The 21,805-nt window shown below is 66.7% G+C and carries 23 protein-coding genes and 1 pseudogene; 16 read left to right on the top strand and 8 right to left on the bottom strand.

Annotated features, from left to right (window positions below; all coding sequences use genetic code 11):
• Positions 1-49: 49 nt before the first annotated feature.
• Both ACFVDP_RS00450 and ACFVDP_RS00445 read left to right on the top strand, forming a co-directional pair.
• Positions 50-1,105 carry a ferredoxin reductase gene (locus ACFVDP_RS00450; protein ID WP_383480872.1) on the top strand — a complete coding sequence of 352 codons (1,056 nt, stop codon included), beginning with the start codon at positions 50-52 and terminating at the stop codon, positions 1,103-1,105.
• A 7-nt stretch (positions 1,106-1,112) separates the two neighbouring features.
• Entirely contained in the window at positions 1,113-2,231 is a 1,119-nt protein-coding gene (locus ACFVDP_RS00445) for a fatty acid desaturase family protein (protein WP_383480870.1), read from the top strand.
• A 134-nt stretch (positions 2,232-2,365) separates the two neighbouring features.
• Here ACFVDP_RS00445 and ACFVDP_RS00440 read toward each other — a convergent pair whose 3' ends face one another.
• Positions 2,366-3,058 (bottom strand): nucleotidyltransferase domain-containing protein, encoded by a 693-nt coding sequence (locus ACFVDP_RS00440; RefSeq protein ID WP_383480867.1) that lies wholly within the window; start codon positions 3,056-3,058, stop codon positions 2,366-2,368.
• A 319-nt stretch (positions 3,059-3,377) separates the two neighbouring features.
• Entirely contained in the window at positions 3,378-3,956 is a 579-nt protein-coding gene (locus tag ACFVDP_RS00435; RefSeq protein ID WP_383480864.1) for a TetR/AcrR family transcriptional regulator, read from the bottom strand.
• A 57-nt stretch (positions 3,957-4,013) separates the two neighbouring features.
• On the opposite strand from ACFVDP_RS00435, the gene ACFVDP_RS00430 reads away from it, so the two are divergent.
• From ACFVDP_RS00430 to ACFVDP_RS00415, 4 genes are all read left to right on the top strand, one after another.
• Positions 4,014-4,913 (top strand): alpha/beta fold hydrolase, encoded by a 900-nt coding sequence (locus tag ACFVDP_RS00430; RefSeq protein ID WP_383480861.1) that lies wholly within the window; start codon positions 4,014-4,016, stop codon positions 4,911-4,913.
• Between the two features lie 628 nt (positions 4,914-5,541).
• On the top strand, positions 5,542-6,201 hold the full coding sequence (locus ACFVDP_RS00425; RefSeq protein ID WP_383480858.1) for an alpha/beta hydrolase: 660 nt from the start codon (positions 5,542-5,544) through the stop codon (positions 6,199-6,201).
• A gap of 82 nt (positions 6,202-6,283) precedes the next feature.
• Entirely contained in the window at positions 6,284-7,564 is a 1,281-nt protein-coding gene (locus ACFVDP_RS00420) for an alpha/beta hydrolase (RefSeq protein ID WP_383480855.1), read from the top strand.
• Between the two features lie 227 nt (positions 7,565-7,791).
• Positions 7,792-8,157, top strand: coding sequence for a DUF4440 domain-containing protein (locus ACFVDP_RS00415; RefSeq protein WP_383480853.1), 366 nt, complete (start codon positions 7,792-7,794; stop codon positions 8,155-8,157).
• Between the two features lie 430 nt (positions 8,158-8,587).
• Here ACFVDP_RS00415 and ACFVDP_RS00410 read toward each other — a convergent pair whose 3' ends face one another.
• The gene (locus ACFVDP_RS00410) at positions 8,588-9,352 is read right to left on the bottom strand and encodes a hypothetical protein (protein WP_383480850.1); all 765 of its coding nucleotides are present in this window, start codon (positions 9,350-9,352) and stop codon (positions 8,588-8,590) included.
• Between the two features lie 178 nt (positions 9,353-9,530).
• Between ACFVDP_RS00410 and ACFVDP_RS00405 the strand changes: the two genes are divergently transcribed.
• Positions 9,531-9,890 (top strand): hypothetical protein, encoded by a 360-nt coding sequence (locus ACFVDP_RS00405; protein ID WP_383480847.1) that lies wholly within the window; start codon positions 9,531-9,533, stop codon positions 9,888-9,890.
• A gap of 69 nt (positions 9,891-9,959) precedes the next feature.
• On the opposite strand, the gene ACFVDP_RS00400 is transcribed toward ACFVDP_RS00405, so the two are convergent.
• Positions 9,960-10,604: a hypothetical protein gene (locus ACFVDP_RS00400; RefSeq protein WP_383480844.1), complete on the bottom strand. Its 645-nt coding sequence runs from the start codon at positions 10,602-10,604 to the stop codon at positions 9,960-9,962.
• Between the two features lie 577 nt (positions 10,605-11,181).
• Here ACFVDP_RS00400 and ACFVDP_RS00395 point away from each other — a divergent pair.
• Positions 11,182-11,577 (top strand): hypothetical protein, encoded by a 396-nt coding sequence (locus ACFVDP_RS00395; RefSeq protein ID WP_383480841.1) that lies wholly within the window; start codon positions 11,182-11,184, stop codon positions 11,575-11,577.
• Positions 11,578-12,055: 478 nt separating this feature from the next.
• Positions 12,056-12,202 (top strand): annotated as a pseudogene (locus ACFVDP_RS00390) (zinc-binding dehydrogenase); the annotation flags it as partial.
• A gap of 396 nt (positions 12,203-12,598) precedes the next feature.
• On the opposite strand, the gene ACFVDP_RS00385 reads toward ACFVDP_RS00390, so the two are convergent.
• Positions 12,599-13,135, bottom strand: coding sequence for a DUF4232 domain-containing protein (locus ACFVDP_RS00385; protein ID WP_383480838.1), 537 nt, complete (start codon positions 13,133-13,135; stop codon positions 12,599-12,601).
• A 739-nt stretch (positions 13,136-13,874) separates the two neighbouring features.
• Here ACFVDP_RS00385 and ACFVDP_RS00380 point away from each other — a divergent pair.
• Positions 13,875-14,177, top strand: a complete 303-nt coding sequence (locus ACFVDP_RS00380) for a putative quinol monooxygenase (protein WP_383480835.1) — start codon at positions 13,875-13,877, stop codon at positions 14,175-14,177.
• Between the two features lie 685 nt (positions 14,178-14,862).
• On the opposite strand, the gene ACFVDP_RS00375 is transcribed toward ACFVDP_RS00380, so the two are convergent.
• On the bottom strand, positions 14,863-15,363 hold the full coding sequence (locus ACFVDP_RS00375; RefSeq protein ID WP_383480832.1) for a hypothetical protein: 501 nt from the start codon (positions 15,361-15,363) through the stop codon (positions 14,863-14,865).
• Between the two features lie 233 nt (positions 15,364-15,596).
• Between ACFVDP_RS00375 and ACFVDP_RS00370 the strand changes: the two genes are divergently transcribed.
• Positions 15,597-15,926: a hypothetical protein gene (locus tag ACFVDP_RS00370; RefSeq protein WP_383480829.1), complete on the top strand. Its 330-nt coding sequence runs from the start codon at positions 15,597-15,599 to the stop codon at positions 15,924-15,926.
• Here ACFVDP_RS00370 and ACFVDP_RS00365 read toward each other — a convergent pair.
• On the bottom strand, positions 15,923-16,228 hold the full coding sequence (locus ACFVDP_RS00365) for a hypothetical protein (protein WP_383480826.1): 306 nt from the start codon (positions 16,226-16,228) through the stop codon (positions 15,923-15,925). The genes ACFVDP_RS00370 and ACFVDP_RS00365 overlap by 4 nt on opposite strands.
• Positions 16,229-16,259: 31 nt before the next feature.
• On the opposite strand from ACFVDP_RS00365, the gene ACFVDP_RS00360 reads away from it, so the two are divergent.
• The 5 genes from ACFVDP_RS00360 (at position 16,260) to ACFVDP_RS00340 (ending at position 20,389) form a co-directional block, all read left to right on the top strand.
• On the top strand, positions 16,260-16,499 hold the full coding sequence (locus ACFVDP_RS00360) for a hypothetical protein (protein WP_383480823.1): 240 nt from the start codon (positions 16,260-16,262) through the stop codon (positions 16,497-16,499).
• Positions 16,500-16,727: 228 nt separating this feature from the next.
• Positions 16,728-17,207, top strand: a complete 480-nt coding sequence (locus ACFVDP_RS00355) for a hypothetical protein (protein WP_383480820.1) — start codon at positions 16,728-16,730, stop codon at positions 17,205-17,207.
• Positions 17,208-17,461: 254 nt separating this feature from the next.
• The gene (locus ACFVDP_RS00350) at positions 17,462-17,710 is read left to right on the top strand and encodes a hypothetical protein (protein ID WP_383480818.1); all 249 of its coding nucleotides are present in this window, start codon (positions 17,462-17,464) and stop codon (positions 17,708-17,710) included.
• 1,676 nt (positions 17,711-19,386) lie between these two features.
• Positions 19,387-19,686, top strand: coding sequence for a hypothetical protein (locus ACFVDP_RS00345; protein ID WP_383480815.1), 300 nt, complete (start codon positions 19,387-19,389; stop codon positions 19,684-19,686).
• 217 nt (positions 19,687-19,903) lie between these two features.
• Positions 19,904-20,389 (top strand): hypothetical protein, encoded by a 486-nt coding sequence (locus ACFVDP_RS00340; protein WP_383480812.1) that lies wholly within the window; start codon positions 19,904-19,906, stop codon positions 20,387-20,389.
• On the opposite strand, the gene ACFVDP_RS00335 is transcribed toward ACFVDP_RS00340, so the two are convergent.
• Positions 20,382-21,587, bottom strand: a complete 1,206-nt coding sequence (locus tag ACFVDP_RS00335; protein ID WP_383480809.1) for an IS110 family transposase — start codon at positions 21,585-21,587, stop codon at positions 20,382-20,384. The genes ACFVDP_RS00340 and ACFVDP_RS00335 overlap by 8 nt on opposite strands.
• Positions 21,588-21,805 lie beyond the last annotated feature (218 nt).

Raw genomic sequence — 21,805 nt, 5'->3', positions numbered from 1 at the left:
ACATCCTGCGGTCAGGACTTTACGCCTTGAGGCGCAGCAAGCTGACGTCATGACGAGTACAGCCCTCCGCAGCAGGGCTTGGAAACTGCTGGAGATGGTCACGACGCCGCTGCTGCCGTCGGACTACCTCGACCTGGTCAGCCCGCTGCGTGCGGGCGCCGACTTGCGTGGGCGCATCGAGGCCGTGCACCCCGAGACGGGTGACGCCGCGACTGTCGTGATCAGACCGGGACGGGGCTGGCGCGGCCACACAGCCGGTCAGTACGTGCGGATCGGGGTCGACGTCGACGGGGTCCGCCTGTGGCGTGCCTACTCCCTCACCTCGCCGACAGACCGCCAGGACGGCCGCGTCACCATCACCGTGAAGGCGATCCCGGGCGGCAAGGTCAGCAACCACCTGGTCCGCAGGGCCAAGCCGGGCACGCTGATCCAGCTCGACCACGCGACCGGTGACTTCGTGCTGCCGCGGGCCAGGCCCGACAAGGTGCTCTACCTGACGGCCGGCAGCGGCATCACGCCCGTGATGGGCATGCTGCGCGACAGCGAGTTCGACGACGTCGTCATGGTCCACTGCGCCCCGAGGCCGCAAGACGTGATCTTCCGCGACGAACTGCACGGCTTGGTCGCGGACAAGAAGCTGCGGCTCACCGAGGTGCACACCGACACGGACGGCATGCTCGACATCGCCCGTCTCGACGACCTCGTGCCCGACTGGGCCGAGCGCGAGACCTGGGCCTGCGGGCCCGCCGGACTGCTCGACGCCGCCGAAAAGCACTGGAGCGAGCACGGCGTACAAGAGCGCCTGCACACCGAGCGCTTCCGCCCCAGCATCGTCGTCGCCGGAGACGGCGGCGAGGTCACGTTCAGCGCCACCGGAAAGATCGTCGACGCGGACGGTGCCACACCGTTGCTGGACATCGGCGAGGAGGCCGGTGTGCTCATGCCCTCCGGGTGCCGCATGGGCATCTGCTTCGGCTGCATCACGCCGCTCAAGGCGGGCGCCGTCCGCGACCTGCGTACCGGCGAGATCACCGAGGCCGAACCGGGCGTCCTCATCCAGACCTGCGTGTCCGCCGCGGCGGGCCCCTGCGACATCGAACGGTAGGAACACCTTGACCGCCATCGACCCCACCGCCCACCTGACCGCGGAGCAGATCGAGGAGCTCGGCCGCGAGCTGGACGCGATCCGCGACGAGGTGATCGCCGGCCGCGGCGAGAAGGACGCCGCCTACATCCGTAAGGTCATCTCGGCGCAGCGCAAGCTCGAGCTGGTCAGCAGGGGCGTGCTGCTGTTCTCGATCTTCCCGCCCGCGTGGCTGCTGGGCACCGCCGGTCTGTCCGTGGCGAAGATCATGGACAACATGGAGATCGGCCACAACATCCTGCACGGCCAGTGGGACTGGATGCGAGACCCGAAGATCCACTCCTCCACCTGGGAGTGGGACCACGTCTCGCCGTCCGAGCAGTGGAAGCACTCGCACAACGAGCTGCACCACACGTACACCAACGTGATCGGCAAGGACAACGACCTCGGCTACGGCATCATGCGCGTCGACGAGGACCAGAAGTGGCACCCGTTCCACCTCGGCCAGCCGCTGTGGAACTTCATCAACGCGTGCTTCTTCGAGTACGGCATCGCGGCGTACGACCTGGAGCTCGGCAAGAACCTGCACAAGCGCCGCCGCAAGAACCCGGAGTTCCGCGCGCGGGCCAAGGCCGTGGGCCGCAAGATCCGCAAGCAGGTGCTCAAGGACTACGTGATCCACCCACTGTTGTCGGGCCCGTCGTTCCTCCCCACACTCGCCGCCACTTTCACCGCGAACCTGGTCCGCAACATCTGGTCCCACTCGGTGATCATGTGCGGGCACTTCCCCGAGGGCGTGCAGGTCTTCGAGCGCCGGTCGATCAAGGGCGAGACGCGCGGCCAGTGGTACCTGCGCCAGATGATGGGCTCGGCGAACATCAGCGGCAGCAAGGCCATGCACTTCATGACCGGCAACCTCTCCCACCAGATCGAGCACCACCTGTTCCCGGACCTGCCGAGCAACCGGTACGCCGAGGTCGCGGTGAAGGTGCGCGCGCTGTTCGAGAAGTACGAGCTGGAGTACGTCACCGGGCCGCTGCCCAAGCAGGTGTTCTCCGCGTGGCACAAGGTCTTCCGGCTCTCGCTGCCGAACAAGAAGCCCAAGGTCGAGACGCCGGACCGCGAGCGGGAGCTCGTCGCGGCCTGACATTCGGAGCGTGCCGCCTGGCCGGCCGACCGGGTGGCTGGCCAGGCGAACATGCTGCTAGCGGGTCTATCGGGGGGCCATCTTCACTGGCTTGTTGGGGTGCCCCCTTGCCCGGGGCCGGGCCCGGGGCCGAGCTATGGTCTCGTCCGCCAGGGCTGGGAGTAGCCCTCGAGCAGTCGGCCTCCGAGCAGGTCGAGCACCTGTTCCACCGCCGTGGCCAACAGTCGTGCGTCGGCGTGTTCGGCTACGGCCTGGTGCCCATCCAACAGGGCTTTGCCCAACTCCGGGTCTGCGCTGAGCAGTCGGCGAGGAAGCCATTTGCCGATGCCCGTCCAGGCACCGTGGTGGGCGGTGAGCAGGTCTACTGCTTGACGAAGTAGCTGGTCGGCGAGGGAAAGCTGTTCGTACCGGCTGTCCGGTGGGGTGTCGGTCAGGTCGTCCAGGAAACAGGTGAGAGCGTAGCGGCCGTGTTCCCACTCGGCTGTGCTGAGGGCAGGGGGCCCTGATGCGAGGACGTTCCGGGCCAGTCGGCGCGCATGGGCCACGTGCCCGTACGGGTCTGTCAGAGGTCGACCCTGGTCGTAGATGAACAGAAGGGTCCCGCGGCGTCGGGCTCGGTCCCAGGCGAAGAACTCCGGTATATCCGCGTGGGTGTTGAGGAACAATTCGACGACGCGGCCCTGATGACGGATCACCTCCCGCCGGCTGACGTCAGAGTCGGGAAGGAGCACGGCCACATCCAGATCGCTGGTCGCGGTGGCGCGCCCCTGCGCGGCGGAGCCTCCGAGTATGGCGCCCAGGGCTTGGGGGTGGAGCTCGGTGACCACACGGAGAGCGTGAGCTGCAATAGCTTCTTGATCATCCATGGATGCTCATGATGCCAGCCTGCCGGGTCTGCCAACCGGGCTTCGAGATGGGCGGTGCAGTTTGTTGGCGGCGTGATCACGCCACTGCTGAGTGGTGCTGATATGCAGGCTGAGTGCGGGTGCTACGTCGTCGAGGAGGCCTCCGCCTTCCTCCACCAGTTCAAACGTCCCGCCGTCAGATGTGAACGCCGCCTCAAACTCCGCGTCGCCTTCGTCCCGTTGGGCTGCGGCCTCATCTGCTGGGGAGGGGACCACTCAAGAAGGCCGGAGCACGATCGCATTACGAGGTCTTAGCGGCGGCTGATGCGGCGGCTGCCGCGACGGTTGCCAGGTCTTCGCCCGAGAAGCCGGCGCGGTTCAGCACTGCCAGAGATTTGTTCGTCGCCAGCGTGCACAGCGCCAGCTCTGCCGCCTTCTGCTCGCCGGCCCCCGCCGCCAGCAACGCCTGCTCCAGCATCGCCCGCAAACCGTCGATCATGGCGCGGACCATCGCCCGTCCCTCCGCGTCGAGCGCCGGGAACTGCGTAGCCGACACCGTGAGCAGGCAGCCATCCGGGACCGTCGGGTCGGCGATACGGTTCAGGGCGACCTGCAGGAAGGCGTCCACGACGGCGCTCGGGTTCGGGTGAGGGCCGGACAGCGCCTGCTCGTACAGCGGGTGGTACGTCTGCGTGTACCGCTGGAGGCTCTTCTGGAAAAGGGCGCTCTTGTCGCCGAAGGTGCTGTAGAGCGAGCCCCGGCCCAGGCCCGTGCCCTCGGTCAGGCGATCGATCGAGGCCTCCGAATAACCCCAGCGCCAGAAGACGTGCATCGCGCGTCGTAGTGCCTCGTCCACGTCGAATTGCTTGCGGCCTGCCATGGTCGGTCACCCTACACATCTTGTACCGATCGTTCAAAGATGAGTATGGTCGCCAGCATGACTAGCTTGAGTTCGCTGCGGCTGCCTGACGGATTCCTTGACGTCTTCACCAGCCGACTCGTAGAGGTGAACGGGCTGCGGCTGCACGCGGTCACCGGTGGCGAGGGCCCGGCGCTGCTGCTGATCGGCGGCTGGCCCCAGACCTGGTACGCCTGGCGGGAGGTGATGCCCGCGCTCGCCCGCCAGCACACCGTCGTCGCCGTCGACTCGCGCGGTGCCGGGCTCTCCGACAAGCCCGACGACGGGTACGACGCCGGGACGCTGGCCGCCGATCTGGTCGCGTTGATGGCGGCGCTCGGGCACGACCGGTTCGACGTGGTCGGCCATGACATCGGTACATGGACCGCATACGCCCTCGCCGCCGATCACCCCGAGCGGGTGGGCCGGCTCGCCATCCTCGAAGCAGTGATCCCCGGTCTCACGCCGTCCCCGCCGTTCTTCGGCCCGGCCTCGGCCAACCTGAAGCTCTGGCAGTTCGGCTTCAACCGGCTCACCGACCTCAACGAGGAACTGGTCCGGGGACGGGAGAAGCTCTTCTTCGGCTGGCAGTTCGCCACCAAGGCCGCCACACGGACCGCGATCCCCGCATACGCCGTGGACGTCTACGTCGACGCGATCACCGCGGATCCTCGCGCGCTGCGGGCGAGCTTCGCGTACTACCAGGCGCTGGACGAGACGATCGCGCAGAACGAGCAGCGCAGTAAGACCCGGCTGACGCTGCCGGTGCTCGCCCTCGGCGGCGCGCTGTGGAGCGGCGCCAATGCCGCCGAGACGATGCGGCTGGCGGCCGACGACGTCACGGGGGTCGTCCTCGACGACTGCGGCCATTACCCGGCCGAGGAGCAGCCGGCGCGGTTTGTCGAGATCCTGGGGGACTTCCTCGCGGCCGGCCGGTAGCAAGCACGCCACACGCCTGAACTTGGCGAACGGCAGGCGGAGCTTCACCAACTCCTCTACGTCGTCGAGCAGTCCTCCGCCCTCCTGCACCAGCTCAAGTGCCTCGCCGTCCGACGGGAACGACGCCTCGAACTTCGCGACACCTGCCAGCCCGGAAGTTCATCGCCCTTCATCCTGCGGTGCGGGCGGGGTTGTGGCGTGGCCTGGCTGTCTCCCGCTTCCGCAAATTTGATCGTCGTGGTCGGCAACCTCGGGCAGGTCCGCACGTCTGTGGAGGCGTAAGGGATGTTCCGATCCGGCGCGCACGTGCATGTCCTGCATGCGCAGGACACGTCACCGCCGGATGTGAGACCTGAGGAAGACTGTGCTGAGAGTCAGAGCTGCTGCCGCCGCCGCGCTGGTGTGCATGGGCCTGGTGTGCCTGGGGCTGGTGTCGGGCTGTGCCAGGCCGGCCGGCGGGTCCGGGCACGACCCGAAAACGGGAGCCGCGACGTCGACCCCGCCGGTGCCCTCCGGGGCACGGAGCAGTGCTCCCGCCGCACCGCCGGATCATGAGCCGGTCTCGTACGAGCCGGGCTCTCCGGACCGCACGGTGCGCACGACACGGGGGTATCTCGTCAACACATGCGTGGCCAAGGACCTGAGGAGCAATGCCACCACGCTGACGACCAGCGACGGGGTGCATCTGTCGGCGCTGGTCCTGGGGGAGGGGCCCGACGGTGTTCTCCTGGATCACGAGCAGGGCTACAGCATCTGCTCGTTCGTCAACATTGGGCGGCAGCTGGCGAAGCGCGGCTATCACGTGGTGATCCCCGAGTACCGCAATCACGGTGCATCCCAGAAAACGGCCGTCAACGAGCACATCGACCGGGATGCCCGGGCCGGACTGGCGGAACTGAGGCGTGTCGGCGCGAAGAGAGTGTTCCTGGCGGGGGCGTCGTGCGGGGGAACGACGGCAGCAGTCGCCGGGGTTGACACGCCCTTGCGGGTGGTGGGCCTGCTGATGATGTCCTCGCCCGCCCGTTGCCTCGGGGCGGACGGCGTGGCGGCGGTGCGGAAGCTGCGCGTTCCGACGTTTCTCGTGGTGTCGCCCGGCGACATGGAGGGCGCGGTGGAGAGGCAGGTCCGCGAAGTCTATGCGGCCTCCGCTGCCCGCAAGAAAGAGCTGGTCATCGACAAGAGCGGCTTCCACGGAACGGACATGATCAGGCGGGGAGGTGCTTCAGGGGCCGCGTTGCAGGACCGGGTCATTCGGTTCGTGATGGATTCCTACGCCGCCGCCCGCTGAGGACGGCCTTCACCTTCACTCCGGCAACGGCCACGAGCGGGTGCGGACGCTCCGGGCCGGCCCTGTACTCACCGAGAGAGACATGACGAAGCGACACAAGCGCACGAGGAAATCGGCTCGACTGCTGGGCCAGTCGGCGGCGTTGCTGTCCGCCGCAGCGGCAGCCTTGACGTATACGGCCGCAACCGGTGCCGCGGCACTGAGCCAGCCGACGGAACAGAACGCGATACCTTCGTCCGGATCCACCAGGACGGTCCGCTACGACCTGGGCGATGAGGCCTGGCACCTGCCACAGACCGGTCAACCCGTCGAGCTGAGCGGGGTGGTGCACTACCCCGCCGACCTGAGCACGGGGCGGCATCCATTGATTGTGATGCTGCACGGCCTGCACGACACCTGCGCCGACCGGAGAGCAGACGCGGCGCGCACCGCCGCCGAGCACGATGGTGACGACGCCGCGTATGAAGCTGCCAATGCCAAGCTGTCCGCCTGGCCGTGCGCGTCGGGAACACCCGTCCTGCCCAGCGAGCGCGGATACGACTACCTGGGCCGCAGGTTGGCAGCGCAGGGGTTTGTCGTGGTCTCGGTCGGCGCCAACGGCATCAACGCATCCTCCGTGTGGGGGGACGACAACGCTGCCGCGCGGGCGGATCTCATCAACCGGCATCTGCGCATGTGGCAGAAGCTCAGCTCCAAGGGCAATGGCGAGCTCGCCGGGAAGTTCGCGGACCCGGCGACCGGAGCGGCACGACGCGTCGGCTTCGCCCACCACGTGGACCTGGGCAACGTGGGGATCATGGGGCATTCCAGGGCAGGCGCCGGGGTCACCTGGCAGGCGGCCGACAGCCATCGAGGGCAGTGGCCCAAGGGCGTCGAGGTCAAGGCGGTGGCCGCCGTGGCGCCCGCCTACAACGTGATGACGGAGGACATGTCCAACTACACGATCACCAAGACCCCCTTTGCCACCTTCCGGGGAACATGCGACGGACAGGTTGGCGGTGAGGCACTCTGGTTCGCGGCCGACGCGGCCAAGGGAAACCGGAGCGGCTTCTATCAATTCGCGATCCACGGGGCGAACCACAACTACTTCAACACGCAGTGGTCTCCTCAGAGCCGTCAGGTCGCGGCCTCTGACGACGCCATGCCGGTGGAAGGACACCCCGGGCAGTGCACTGACCGTGAGGGTTCGGCGCCGACCGGGCAACTGACCGAGCCGCAGCAGCGCCATGTCGCCGCCACCTATCTCGGTGCCTTCTTCCGCCGCTACCTCCTCGGCGACACTGGGCAGGACCAGGTAATGACAGGCGTGCGGCATCCCGACGCGGCCATCACCGCCGTGGACGTCACCGCCGCGGCTCCCTGAACGGCAGCCGTCTGGGTACAGGGAGCCCCTTCCAACCTGACGAGGCCGTTCGTGAGTTGGACGGTTCAGCAGAATGGCGAAGTGCCTGGAAGCCGAGTCCTCGACCAAGATCAACCGTCGTTGTGGGAGCTTCGTGTAGTCGCTTACCCGTCGGCCACCAGTGTTGCTGATCATTCCCGACCGGATATTCGCTGCATCCCGGCGCCTGGTGGTCGTAGTGTCCGTGCATGACGGACGAGAATGAGCGGGCAGTGCAGGCCGCGATCGATGGGGAGTTGCGGTTGCTCGACCCCGAGGTGCGAGCGTCGCCAGCTCTTGTCGTGGAACTTCTGGATCCGGAGTTCGCCGAGATCGGTGCCTCTGGTCGCTGGTGGGACGCGGAGTCGATCCGCACGGTGACGAGTTCGGGATCGGTGTCGTCCGAGTCTCCGGTCAAGGTCAGCGAGATGTCGGGCGTCGTTCTTGCCCCGGGCATCGTTCACTTGACGTACTTCTCCGACCATCAGGGTCGCCGGGTATGGCGGAGCTCCCTGTGGCGCCTGACAGAGACGGGCTGGCGCATGTACTTCCACCAGGGCACTCCGGCCGGCTGACCGAAGCCCGCCCCACCGCATGCGAGGGAAGCCGGAGCCCCGCCGGATCGCGCCGAACAGCTGGACCTTCGTAGCCCGTTCCGGCACGCCGAAGCCGTAGCGCTGCCACACTGAAGCCGCGTGCCGGGCCCCGTGGAAACCTACTCGACCGCGGACAGGTCAGTCGGACACGCGCACCGTTCCTCGGCCACTCGACCTCCACCGGCGCAGGGACTACCAATCCAGCTGCCCCGAAGGGGACTTCCCAGAAACCCACGGGCTGAGTGGCCAGCTGTTGCGCGATCCCCGCCCGCCGCCAGATGGGACGCCGACCTAGGCGGTCGGTCACCAAGTCTCGATCGAGCGGCAGGGTTCGTGGAGCACTGAGGAGCAAGAGCACCTCTGGGGAATCTTCAGGATCAGCGTCTGATGAGACACGCTGTCGGCCGTGTCAGTAGCGCCGGTCGGGGTAGTGCGGGTCCGACCAGCGGGCGGGCCCGGTGAGTCCCATCAGTCTTATCCGGTGCAGCAGTTCGTCGGATGCATTCTGGGCGCGCAGCCGTGCGGGGGCGTAACGGGCGAGCCAGGACGTGAGTTCGGTGCGCAGGGCGTCTGCGTTGTCCCACTCCCGCGTGTTCCAGGGAAGTTGGTCGCCGAGCAGGTCGTATTCCCAGCAGGCTGCCGCTGCGGCCAGGTGATGGTTGGCAACGCGGTGGTCTTTCGTCTCCCAGATGCCGAGCCACGGGGTGAGTGTTGCCGATGCCTCGGCGCACAGGGTGAGGACCTCGTGCGCGGGGACAGCGGGAGATGGGTCGCGCAGCGTGAGCGCCCACCAGGCATGCAAGAACTCTGACACTGCTGCGCTCTGGGACGCGGGCCACTGCTGCCAGCGACCACGGGCGAAGGAGTATCCGACCTCGTGCCAACCGAACGGCGGCTCCACGAGTCCCGCGCTCAAGGCCCTGGAGAACTCGGGAAGAATGCGGCGCAGCACCGCGCCATGGTCCTTCCAGTCTGGCGCGCTCCAGGTGCGATACAGGAGGTCCAGGCCCAGCTCGGTGTCCGGAACCTTCAGTAGGGAAAGCTCTTCCTCGCTGCCCCAGTGACAGTCGCATTGCGACTCGTCCTCGCGTGCCGTCGCACCGCAGAAGATGGAGGCCAGAGAGTCCAGTGCACGGTCAAGCCGGACTCGTGCAGAAGTAAAGTCGCTGCTCATGGTCGTGGGCACAACCTCAAGGGACTCCGGGCGGCTTCACCACCCGAAGATCCCGACCCTACCGGCACCGGCATCCCCCGTCACCGGGATTGTTTCTGCGAGGCCTCTGGGAGTGTCCGGCGAACCTTCGAACTCCCGTTGTGCGCGGTTGAGCTGTCCACAAATGGTGTCCGCCTCCATGCCGGCCGCCGGACCGTGGGTGCACCTCACCCGCCGGAAGCCGCTGAGGTCGCTTGAGGACACGGCCCTGGGAGCGACTTCCCGCAACCGCACGCGGGATGTTCTGGCCGCCCCGGACGCACTCGGACTCGCACACCACGATGTGGCCGTCCGTACCTACCACCGGCAAGCGCGCACAGGCGGCCAGCTCCTGTTCTTCCCCGGCCGTATGAGCTGCAGCTTCCTCCCGACCATCAACCGGCGGTGCCTGCCCGACTCGGCCGACTTCACCGACCTGAGCTGGTACCTGCACACACTCCTGCCGCCGCTGCTGACGGTCGGGCTGCAAAGCTACGAAGCATGCGACCTTTGCTACTGAGGGCGCAAGCTTGACCAGCCCTCAATCCGTGCACAGCCTTGGCCCGGGGCCGCTTCGCCCCGGCGCAGTTCAGCCGGCGGAGGGTTCGGGCTGCGGTGCGGCGGCTGCCTGTCCTGTGGGAGCGGTCGCGGTGTAGAAGACGGAGGAACCCTGCTTGGTGCGCTGGGCCCGGTGCTTGGCGACCAAGCCCTCCACCGTGGTGCGTACGACGGTGGTCTTGATGGTGCGCTCGGGGTGGGCCTGGGCGAGCGCGGTGGTGATCTCAGCAGCGGAGCGCGGTTCGCTCTGCCGGCCGAGGTGGCCTTCGACCAGTTCGACGAGGGTCGGGCCCGTGGCCGGTGCGGCCGGCTTCTTCGCCGCGGCCTTGGACGCCCCCTGGGCGGTCTTGTCCTTGGCCGCCGTGGCCTTCTTCGCCCGGGCTGCACCGGAAGTCTTTGTGCCCGCCCGCGGGGCCGGCACAACCTCCTTGCGGGCCGGAGCCTTCTTGTGAGGCGTTGCCTTCGTGGCGGCTGCCGGGGTGGTGGGGGAACTCAGCGCCTGCTGCATGTTCAGCAGCACCGCGTGGTCGTTCTCCAGTGCATGCAGCTGCTGCTGCAGTGCTGCTACGTCGGCGCTGACGCGTTCTTGTTCCTTGCGGTTGGTCTCCAGGTCCGCGTCGACACGGGCGGCGTACCGGTCCTGCACTCCGGCAGATTCGGGCTGGGTGTCTGACATGGCGGTGACCTTTCGTCGAGTGCACGCGGCCGTGCAGGCTGCAGACCGGGCGTACGAAGGACTCCTCGCGACCGGCCGCACGGGTGCGCCCTGTCATGTCCATTCGCTGCCCCACCTGCACAGGAAGTAACTCACCTGCCGGTGGGGGAGAAGCGTACGTGCTTGTTGTCGCCGGGCTTGCACGTCGGGTGAACACTTGACCCTCTACTCGCGAGGGGCAGAGGGGCGCCCCGGGCAAGGGGCCTGCCGGTAAGGGCAGTTGAGGGGTGTCCTGTGTGGGAACCGGGTGTGAATCGGACCAAGAATTTAACCGGCGCAGGGGCAGGGCTGGGCGGCCCGCATCGCGCGGGTGGGGCCGGCGCATCATCGGCCACCCTCAACTGTGCGTCCACCTAAGCGCGGAGACGTAGCCAACCATGATCATCCTCGACGTCGAACGCCGCACCGATGCTCCCCGAGGCCGTACAGGCACCCGCCCACGCCACCCCCCTCACGTCACAGCAGTGTCACAACCACCCCACAGGATTACCCCGTCGCGGATGATGCATCGTCACCACAGCACATACCAGGGGGAATCATGCGTACGCGTATCACCGCTGCCGTCATCGCCGCACTGCTCGCCACCGGCGCCGTCGCCTGCTCGTCCAGCGAGACGAAGGCAGACCCTGCAGCCTGCAAGGCCGCCATGAAGAAGCAGTTCGACGAGGCCATGAAGAAGGGCGGCGACGAGGCCGCAGCGGACGAGCGGCCCGAAGCCTGCGTGGGTATCGACGACGCCACCGCACAGCGCTACGCCAAGGAACTGATGGGCGACGCCGTCGACGACGCCATGAAGTCCGTGGCACCCGACATCGACCCGGACGACGTCACCGCGTCGCCGCCGTCCGCGGACGACATCCAAGAGAGCCTCGACGCCATCGAGCAGGACCTCGACGACACCCTCGACGAGTACGGCGTCACGCCGACCCCCTGACCGGGGGAGGGCGCCCGTGGTCGGCAATCCGCGCAACGGGCGCCTCGGAACGGGACCTTGCAGCGGTCGGTCTGGGCTTCCGCCTGGCGCGGCACCGGCCGAGTACAACCGGGCACCGTGCCGACGTCGCGTGATGGGCAGCCACATGAGTGGCTCCAAGGCGCACCTACCTTGCCGTTTGGCCTCCCGCCTGGCGCGGATGAGGCGCCCTTCGCCGAGCCATTGGAACTCCTTGCCCAGGCCGGCCAGCGTCGCAGCCCTGCGCCGTCAGGCTGAGCGGGCCAGGTCCCGCCGCCGCTGACCGGGCGGCCGCACAGGCGAATCCTGTACTGGTGAGAGCCGGGGGCGTCCCTGGGTACTCCAGGTACTTCGTCTGCCCCGTCCACGTGGCGCGGGGAGGATTTGGGATCAGAGGCCGCGGGAAGTTTGATCACGTGGCCGGCTTGTTTGGCGGGCGGCCAACCTCCAGCGGGCCAGACAGGACAGCACGGAGATCACGGAAAATACGGTCGCCGGCCGGCTGAGTACGGCGGTCCACGCCCGGCTCCCGCTCAGCGACGCGGCCCAGGCCCACCGCCTGCTCGAAGACCGGACGAACCTCGGTCGGGTCCTGCTCCTGCCCTGACGGCCTCTCAGAGACAGGGCAGCGAAGGGGGCACGCGCGTCTTGCGAGCGGTCCGGACCGCGGCGACCCGTATCGTTTTCCAGGGGCCGGGGAACGATCTTCGGGCTCGAAGGCACGCTAGGCCTGGATGCCCATATCCGGCCAGTTGCCGAACTGCCTGACCTTGTGGATCCACCGCTGAGCTCAGCCACCGACAAGCCAACCGAGCCCAGCTCGAAGTGATTGGGCGGGATGAGCGGCACGGCAGCGGCGGGGGCCGCGCCGGCTCAGCTGGTTTGCGCGTCCGGTCGGACTGCGAAGTCCCCGTCGGTGGTGGGGGAGTGTTCGGCCCGGGACGTGGGAGGGCCCGGCTGTCTGCGTGTTAGCGGGGACGGCCGGGCCTTGGCAAATGGGGAGTTACCAGGTGAGTGCGTAGTCGGGGCTGGTCATCCAGTAGGTGACGAAGGAGGTGTCGTCGATGTAGACACCCTTGCCCGGCAGGTTGAGACGGGTCGGGTAGCCGATGCCGACGTTGTTGCGGTCGTAGAAGCTGACGCCGACGGTGGTGGCGGTGAAGCCGTGGCCGCCCTCGCCGGACGCGTCGGAGGTCTTGACACCGGCGTAGGCGGACTGGCCGGGGGCCAGGGTGGCCACCGCTTGGGGCTGGCTGTCCTCGAGGACGGGGGTGGGTGCCTGGGCGTCGTTGAACTGCAGCGCCGGCGCATAGTAGGCAAGGCACGTTTTGCCGCTGGTGTTGGTCGCGGTCACCAGCAGGTGGTTGACCGGAGAGGCGACTTTGCTGACGGTCACCTTGGTGTCCGCCGCGGTGCACGGCCGGCTGACAGCACTGGCGTTGTGCCCTGCGGCCATGGCCGGGCCCGCCAGGACAGTTGCGGAAGCGGCGGCGGCCAGGACGAGGCCGGCGGCCATGTGGGAGGCGCGGCGAATACGCATCGCGAAACTCATTTCCGTGTGGGGGGCAACTGGTTGACTGCTTCGACAATAGAGCGGGCTCTGTCATGATCGCGTCGCGCGAATGTCCGGGTTGCGTACCACTACGCGCTACCCGCGCGGCGTCCGCCGGGTGAAGCGCCGACCGCCCTGGGACGGCACGGGTCAAGCCGAAGAACGAGGGTGCGCTGGAACGTCCCAGGCTGCGGACATGGGCGCACCGATCCGACGATTTCACGGCACGAGACGTAGGAGGGTCAGGTGCTACGTGCCCGGCGTCTGGGTGTCTGCCTCGTGGCGTTCGGGTGGTGGCCTGGGCTTCTTCCGGGAGGGGGCATCGCCCAGAGGGGCACGTGCAGCGACATGGGCGCGGCTACCGTTTCGAGGAGAGGGGCGATCTCGAAAGCCGCTGGACAGTGCCAGTCCAAGGCCCACTTGGAGCCCAACCCGCGGTAGCAGTCAGCTCGTTGCTTCTGCCGTGACGGGGAGGGCTGCGCGACCTTGGTGTTTCTGCATGACACCGGCTACAACTACCTACCGATCGCGGCAGGCCATCCAGGATGGTCTCGAACAGCGGCTGTCGGCAGTCCGAGACTCGTTGGTCTTGGCGATAGCGACGAACAGGACCGCCGAGGGCCGCCAGGCTGGATGTTCCGCAGTCGCTCGCCCTGCTCCTGCAGACTGTGCTCAGTAACCACTAGAAATCTGCACCACGACGTAACTCACCTCAGGAGGTAATTACATGGCGGTCTGGGAAGTTGTGCGGATAACCGTAGCCGAAGGAATGCAGGACGAATTCGAAGCCGTCGTCCGGTCGCATCTGCCGCTCCTCAAGGAGGACAGTGGCTGTCTGGACGTGAAATTGTTCCGAGCCATTGACAAGGAGGGTGCCATCTTGCTGTGCGTTCAGTGGGAGTCGATGGAGCACCACACCGAGGTGTTCACGAAGACCGAGGGGTTCGTCAAGTTCGCCGGCGCGATGGCGCCCTTCTTCACGGAGCCTCCCGAGGCGTTCCACGCCAACGCCGTCATCGACGGTTTCTGACCTGCTCGGCGCGGGTCTCACGGGTATCGGCCCGGGGTGCTCGCGCCAGGGGCCGGACTTTCACCCAGCGTGCTGATGCTGGCCTTCGAACAGACGGCGCAGGGAGACCTCGTGGCGGCCGACGTCCGTACCGGCTGGCGGGCTCACCTGTTTGGGCTGTAGGCCGGGCTAGGGCGGAGATGTCCAACAACCCGGCGGTCGGCGGCAAATCTCGCCGAGGTGAAGCGACCGACGAGGTCTCTCTGATCTGTTCGAGCTCTTCGACCGTAGGAAGTGCCTTGTCGTCGCGGCCGTGGGCGTAGTTGGAACGATGTCCGTGAGCCGCGGTGACCAGGTTCGCTCCTTTGAGGCGATCGGATCCGTCGGCAACAAGGATGCTGCGTGCTGGGATCTGCGCGACTTGTTGATGCCCTCGGTCACCAGCAGTGCCTGCTGTCGCCGTGACGTAGTCCAGCGGCACGTCCTGGACCTCGGACTCGCCGGCCCACTCCCTGTCGAGGGTGCGCTGCGTGGCGAGCAGTGGCCGGCCTGTGGCGGCTGTCACCGATCGTTTGGTGGTCGTCGACGCACCAGCGGCCCCGCGATCGTCTTGCTGCGACCCCGACACCATGAGAGCAGGACCTCGACTATGTATGTCCAGCCGTCGGCTTGGACGTGGAGATGTCCCGTCCGTGCATGCCTCCGGTCACGCCCCTTCCGTCGACCGTTGGATCGTCCTCCAGCGTGGGGCGTCGTCATCAGGGACGTCCGGAGATGCGAAGTAGAAAGGCACGTGAAGGTGGTCGGCCAGCAAATGGCCGGCTTCGGCGGCGGCAACACCGGGAGGAGGGCCGTCGGATCGGTGGTGGACAGTTGCGAGATGGCCCTCCCCGTGAGGGGCGTCCAGAACCGCGACCAAGACCACGAACCAGTCGTGCACGGTATCGCCGTCCCATAGCGCCTCCACCGCCGCCACATGGCCTGGGAGAGTCTCGGCGCGGGCTGCGAGCGAGGACAGGTCAAGCGGATCGGGGGACGTGCGCTCCACAGAGTCACCCAAAGCCTTGTATCGCGCCTGGACCAGCTCCTCAGCTTCGTGCAGTCCAACCTCCAGCGGACGCAGCGCCTCCCAGACGGACCTGACCGCCGACAGCCGACGGTCGCGCTGCACGTCGGCATCGACCTCCCGACAGGTCCGTTCCGCCAAGTAGTCCCACCATCCGCTCACCGGGCCACCAACTCGGATCTCCGATTGCGCGTCATAGGGTCGAATCTATGACAGGACTCGGCGCCTGCCCTAGTTGGACAAGTTCGCGGTCCGCTTCGATGCCACCGTTCCCATTGCCGCGATCAACGCATGTCTGTGACCTGGCGAAGGTGTCGGTTCCGTGTGTCATTCTGGCCGCGATCAGGTCCGCGGGTTGAGGGGAGACAGGGCCGATGGGGGCTGCGTACTACCGGGCCGTGAGCGAGAGCGGAGACCACATCGAGGACCCGTCCGAGGACGCGCTGTTCATGCTGATCGACGACCTCAACGACACGGACAACACCTTTCTTGTCGTCCAGCCCGACGAAGGCGACCCGGTCTGGTTCACCTCGGTCGCGATTGTGGACGAAGGGGGCTACGAGGTCGTCCGCCGCGACAGGGTCCGTGGCGAACACGGCGTCGTCATCGAAAACAGCATCGACCGGATCGCGCGCGACTTAACCGTCTGGATGGCCGCTCGCAAGTTTCCCGGACGGGCCACCCAGCCCACCAGCAACTTCTAAAACACGCCCTGGGCTGCCTTGTAGCCGGAGATCGCCTGGCACAGCCGCCGTGATGGATCTTCAGGTGCCGGAGAATCAAAGGGAGTTCCCGCGGTCCGGAGCGCGCTCCGGACGACGAGGGCCGGGACCACCTCGATCTTGACGACGACGCCGATGCTGTTCTTGGCGGCGGCTTCGAGCACGTGCTCGCTGCAGGGTGTGGCGGCCTGGCCGGCTGCGTCGCCGCAGATCTTTCCGGCTCCCTGGATGTCAGTGTCGGTCGCGGTGAAGAACTGCTGCTTGGTGTCCTTGAGATCGGACACGGTGTACTTGCCGGGGGCGAGAGAGGAGACCGTGCCGAACCATGTACCGGTCCCCTTCTTGCTGTCGGACTTGCTCCCCGCTGCGGCCATCGGCACGTTGGGCGGTGAGCGCCAGGGCGAGGAGGTGTGGTTCCGCTACCACTTGGTCGACGTACGCACCGGCACACCCAGCGGTGAACTCACCGTCGAAGTGCGCACTCCGTACGAGCTGCTGCCCATGGGCGATGGTTCTTGGCTCACCGACGGCTCCCACGGGCACCCCGTCCGTTGATTTCGTGCTCCGCAGCCCCCGGAACCGGCAGTATGAGCTGGTCCGGGCAACAGCTCCCGCAGCTGCTTGACGAGCAATGGTCAAGAGTTGTGGGTGGAGTGACTTCAGCTCTCGCTGCGGTGGTTGAGGCTGATTCTGGCGTTGCCCGAGACAGTGCTGGTGCAGGGTGCGCAAGGCCGGAGTAACCGATGAAGGGTTCCCATGGGGCGAGTAAGGAAACGCGGCAAAGTGCTGGTCGCGGCAAGCATTTGTTTGGGTTTGCTGGGATTTGAAGTTCTTTTGCAGAGCTCGCAAAGTCAATTCTCGTGGCATAATTTTCCATTGTTTCTGGCTCCACTCCCTTTCATGCTGTACGTCGTCTGGCGGTTGCATCTGAATCCTTACGTGCAACTCATGGATTCCGGCGTCTGCGTGAACAACATTTTCACTCGCCATATCGTTCCCTACGGCCAGATAAAGGAAATACTCGGCGTTAGGTCCATTCTGCTCAAAGTCATTGACCATGGGATCCTTCCTGTGGTCGCTTTCGACGCCGGAATTCTCGGAAAGAGGTCCAGGGATGCTTTTGTGGGCAAACTGCAACTGGCCCTGGAGCAGGCGTCTTTCGACCCCGGGGCAACCAAGTCGCGAGTGATTACCACCGGACTGCCTGAATATCTCGGACCTGGATTGTCGTTGCTTCTTTTCGCCATCGCTCTTTGCGGGTGAGTGGCAGCCTCCAGGGGGCGATCGATGGCAGGTTGATGTACCCATTTCGTTAAAGTCCGGAGGCTGTCCGTGGGTTTGTCGCATAAAAATGAGAATGATGAGGCTTTCGTTCGAGGGGTGATGTGGAGGAGTCTTCCCGAGTTTCGGTCTGATCATTGGGCTTGAGCAGGAGGTGATCGAAGGCCTCGATCCGGATGCGGGCGAGGGGGGAGCCTGTCCGGGTCGGGATGTATCGGATTGCGTCGGGTGTCTTCGTGTGGGAGGCGCTTGAACGCCTGTTTGGCGGCGAAGAGCTGGATATGGATCTCGCCGAAAGGTGTTCAGTCGTCCTTGAAGAACTGCTGGGGAGCGGAAGGCTGCCGGTGGTTGAGATGGTGAGCCTCAGGGTCACTGACTACCTGCTCGGCTATGTGAATCCCTGGCTCAGGTTCAAAGTGGTGGCCGGGCCGCTGATGATGCGTGAAGTTGAAGAAAGGAAGCCTTACTACATAGGTCCCTTCTGAGTTCCGCACCCCTGATTGCCGTTGATCACAAGTTCCCCCGTCGCTGCGGAGCGCAGCCAACTGCTGCCCGGGTCCGTGTGGTCCGCCGGCCTGCCGCCGAGGGGACCGTGGTGCACCGGTGCGACCTCGGACGGGCAAGGGGGCGGTTGCGTGGTCGGCGGGGCACCTCCACCCAGTAGGCGTCGTTGTCTGCCTTCGCCCCGCAGACGGGCGGGACAGCCATCAGGTGTGCCGGGTAGGGCGGGTTCGCCAGAAGGCGGCATGGGCGGCGTGTATGCGGGCCGCTTGTTGTTCGGGGCCGCGTGCACGGCAGGGCGTTGTGGAGGGTGTCGGGGTCGGCGAGGCGTCCGCTGCCGTCCGGCTGGACGCGCCAGAGCAGGCAGTGCTGCTGAACGCCCGAGATCGCGTCGGCCGCGGGGGAGGGGAAAGGCCACTCGGCACCACGGGACAGCGCCGTCTGCTCCGGGGTGTCGGGCCAGTCGTGAATGCGGCCGGGCTGCACCAGCAGGTTCAGGGCGGCGCTTGGCAGGGTGTGTTCCTCCAGCACGGCTGTCTTGTCGGCCTCGTTGCCCAGTTACCACAGCAGCGTCAGCCCCAGGGACTGGGGCACACGCACACATCGAAACGGATCCCCAGAGGGATCAGCGCAGGCATCACTTCCTGCGCCCACTGCTCGTGGACCAGCGCCGGGCGCGGATGACAGTGAGTCAGCCACTGCGCCCCCAGATGCGTCAATGACCCGCCAGTCACGCGAACTCCCCTCCCAACTTCGCCACACGTTCCGTGGATTGCGGAACGCTACTGGTGGAACCTTCTGCACGGGCCTCGCAACCGGACGCGGCCGTTGGTGCAACGCCCAGAACCGGCAGCAGGAGTATGCCGACGAGACCGGGGCTAGGGGAGCGGTACATGGCCACGGACAGCTTCCGCGCCGAGCGCTGCCCGCGGTGTGCGGTGGAGTTGTTCAGTGCGAGCACGGTGTCCCGCGGATGCTCCAGTGCGGTGGAGGCCTTCTGGCCACGGCGAGTGCTGGCGAGGGTTATGTTCACATCGGCCATACCTACCGATTGCTACGGTCCTCGTGAGGCCGGTTGCCCCCATGCGGAAGCAAACCGGGGCAGTGGGGCCGGCCTCACCAAGCCGCCCCGCCCGCCCGCTCGCGCATCCCCGTCGAGAGTGGACGGGGTGTTTCTCTGGCCAGGGGTCTTTACCGACCCTCAGCGCTTGCCCCTACGTGCGCGCGTGATGGCAGTGGAGGTTGCGCCTCCACAGCGAACATCGCGTCGCGGTCACGTAGCGCTCCGTCGACCTGCCCATACGGCGAGGTAAGGCGATCCGCCGGTCGTACGTTGCCGAGTACGTCCCAAAGTAGAAGCTGGCGCTGCTCGTCGGCTCGGTGGTCGTACGGACTACGACGGGACGATCCCCTGAGCAGAACTAGGCTTCGTCTTCGGCTTGCCCAGCCTCTTGGACGGGCTGATCTGACAGTCCAACGGCGAACTGCCCATCGAGCGCACCCTCTGGAGGGCGTCGACCGTGCATGGACCGGGCCGGGCGTGCCCCCCCCTGGGCTGAAGGCTCTCGGGCCCCGGGGCCCGAGAGCACAGGCAACTGCCTCTGTGGCCGGCAACTTCTGTCGCACATCCACTGATCCCGGACTCAAGTACGGTCTCCACATGGCCTACTACCTCGCCAGCGTGCCCGTCGACTTCACCAAAGAGCCCACGAAAACCGAACTGAGCGACCTCAACGACGCACTCGCGCCCTACGACCCGCGAGGCTCCAGAGGCAGTCTCTCCTGGCGACACGACGCCGCCGGGGACGTCACGTTCAACCTTGTCGTCGAAACCGCTGACGATCAGGAGGCCAAGAGCAAAGCCCGGGAGACCCTCACCGCAGCCTTGTTCGATAACGGCCGCCGGAACGACACCGCCACCGTGAGGGCAGAGGACATCGAGATCATCCCCTGGAAGTAACGCCGTGCCCCGGGGCACGGCCGTCACCGCGACGACCCGTCCCATGCACGCCATGCTTGCGTCATAGGCTTGGGCGGCTGCCCCCCAACTTGACGTACAGGGAGGGGGCCTACGCGGCTCCAGGGGGTAGGCCCTCCGCGTGTGGGGGGGTGCCCCTATCTCTTTGGTCAAGGGAAATGGGGCTGCGTTGGGTCGGGGAGCCGGGCAGCATGGCGGTGTGGCTGATCTGTTGTGGGACGACGTGAGCTGTTTCTTCGATCCGGATCTGATGGGGTCGTTGCCGGATGTGCGTGTCCCGGATGCTTCGGTGGAGGACTGGCAGTCCGTTCTCGATCTTGTCGTTGAGCGGGGCTGGGAGTGCCAGTACTCCGAAGGCGCGACGGTGCTTCCGGTGCCTCGGGCGGAGGCTGTTCTGGCCCGCTCTGCGGATGCGGAGTGCGCGGACCTGCGGGTTTGGCCGACTGTTGATGTGCTGGCGATCTTCCGTTTCCATGCCGATGACGAGATCGACTTCGACGTCAATCTGCGGGAGTTGCAGGGGCAGGGGCGACTGGATGTGTTCTGTGGCTTCCTCCGTGAGATCGGGCGGCGCTTGGGCAAACCGGTGCTGATGGATCCGGAGGGCGACTCCGGCCATCCGGTGCTTGGGTTCGATGTCGAGGCTGATCAGGTAGTCCTCCTCGCGGAGCCGCTGGTCAGGTGACCGCGGGTGTCACCCGGGGTTGGTAGAAGGTGCCGTCGCGGAGCATCGCGAAGAGGACGTCGGCTCGGCGTCTGGCGAGGCAGAGCAGGGCCTGGGTGTGGTGCTTGCCCTGGCTGATTTTCTTGTCGTAGTAGGCCCGCGATGCCGGGTCGCCGAGGGCGGCGAACGCGGAGAGGAAGAAGGCCCGCTTCAGCTGCTTGTTTCCTCTGCGGGAGGGCTGTTCGCCGCGGATGGAGGTGCCCGAGCTGCGGGTTGCCGGAGCTAGACCGGCGTAGGCGGCGAGGTGGGCGGCGGAGGGGAAACGGGTGCCGTCACCGACGTCGATGAGGAGGCGGGCCGCGGTCCTGACGCCGACGCCTGGCATCGACATCAGGACCTGCGAAAGAGGGTGGGCTCCCAGCAGTTGCCCGATCCGTTTCTCCAGCAGCCGGCGCTGGTCCAGCACTGCGGCGAGGGATCGGGCGAGGCTGGGAACGATCAATGCGGCCGCATCCGTGCCGGGAACGACGACGGTCTGCTCATCGAGCGCGGTGAAGATCTCCTCCGTCAGACGGGCCGCCATCCTGGGAGCCTTCGGGGCTATCAAGGTGGTGACCCGTCGCCGTCCGGCCGCGTGGATCTCGGCCGGGGAGCCGAAGCGTTGGAGCAGGGTCAGGATGGCCGGATGTTGCATGCGCGGGCCGAGCACCCGCTCCAGGTGCGGGTGGACTTGCGTGAACAGCCCGCGCAGCCGGTTGGAAAGGCGGTTCGCCTCGCCGACGAGGTCGTCGTCGAACCCGACGATCATCTCCAGCTCGGCAATGGTCTCGTCGTCGAGGTCGACCGAGCGCAGGGTGTGGGGCATCGCCCGGGCGGCATCGGCGATGACGAAGGCGTCGCGGGCGTCGGTCTTGGCCTCGCCGGGGTAGAGGTCGGCGATCCGGCGCATGGTCAGTCCGGGGAGATAGGCGACCGGGCAGCCCATGGTCCGGGCGACCGCCAGCGGCAGGGCGCCGATGGAGACCGGCTGGTCCACGACCACCAGGACGGTGCCGTGCTTGGCCTGCAGTTTGGCGAAGACCTCGCGGAGCTTGGGCTCGCTGTTGGGCAGCCTGCGGTCGAAGGCTTTCTTCCCGGCCGGTGTCACGGCGGTGGCGTGGTGTTCGCTCTTGCCGACGTCCAGGCCGAGGAAGACGTCGATGTCGCTGATGTCGATCACGTGGTGGTTCCTTCGGTGCTGTTCACCCGGCCCTGCCACGGCACTGATCGCCACATCCACATTACGAAGAGCCTCCCGACCTTCGAAGAAGCCGGTGGTCATGCCCCTAATCAGCGGTCTGTCAGTGCCTTCGGAGCTGGTGACACCACCCCCCGGGCCATGCACTCGACAAGGGGAGGTAGTCATGCCAACTCCGAAGGCCGGTCGTCCCGTTGCGG

Source organism: Streptomyces sp. NPDC057694, assembly GCF_042799415.1.
Taxonomy (GTDB): Bacteria; Actinomycetota; Actinomycetes; order Streptomycetales; family Streptomycetaceae; genus Streptomyces.
The sequence above is the reverse complement of the archived record's forward strand: the minus strand, read 5'-3'. Positions and strand labels throughout refer to the sequence as shown.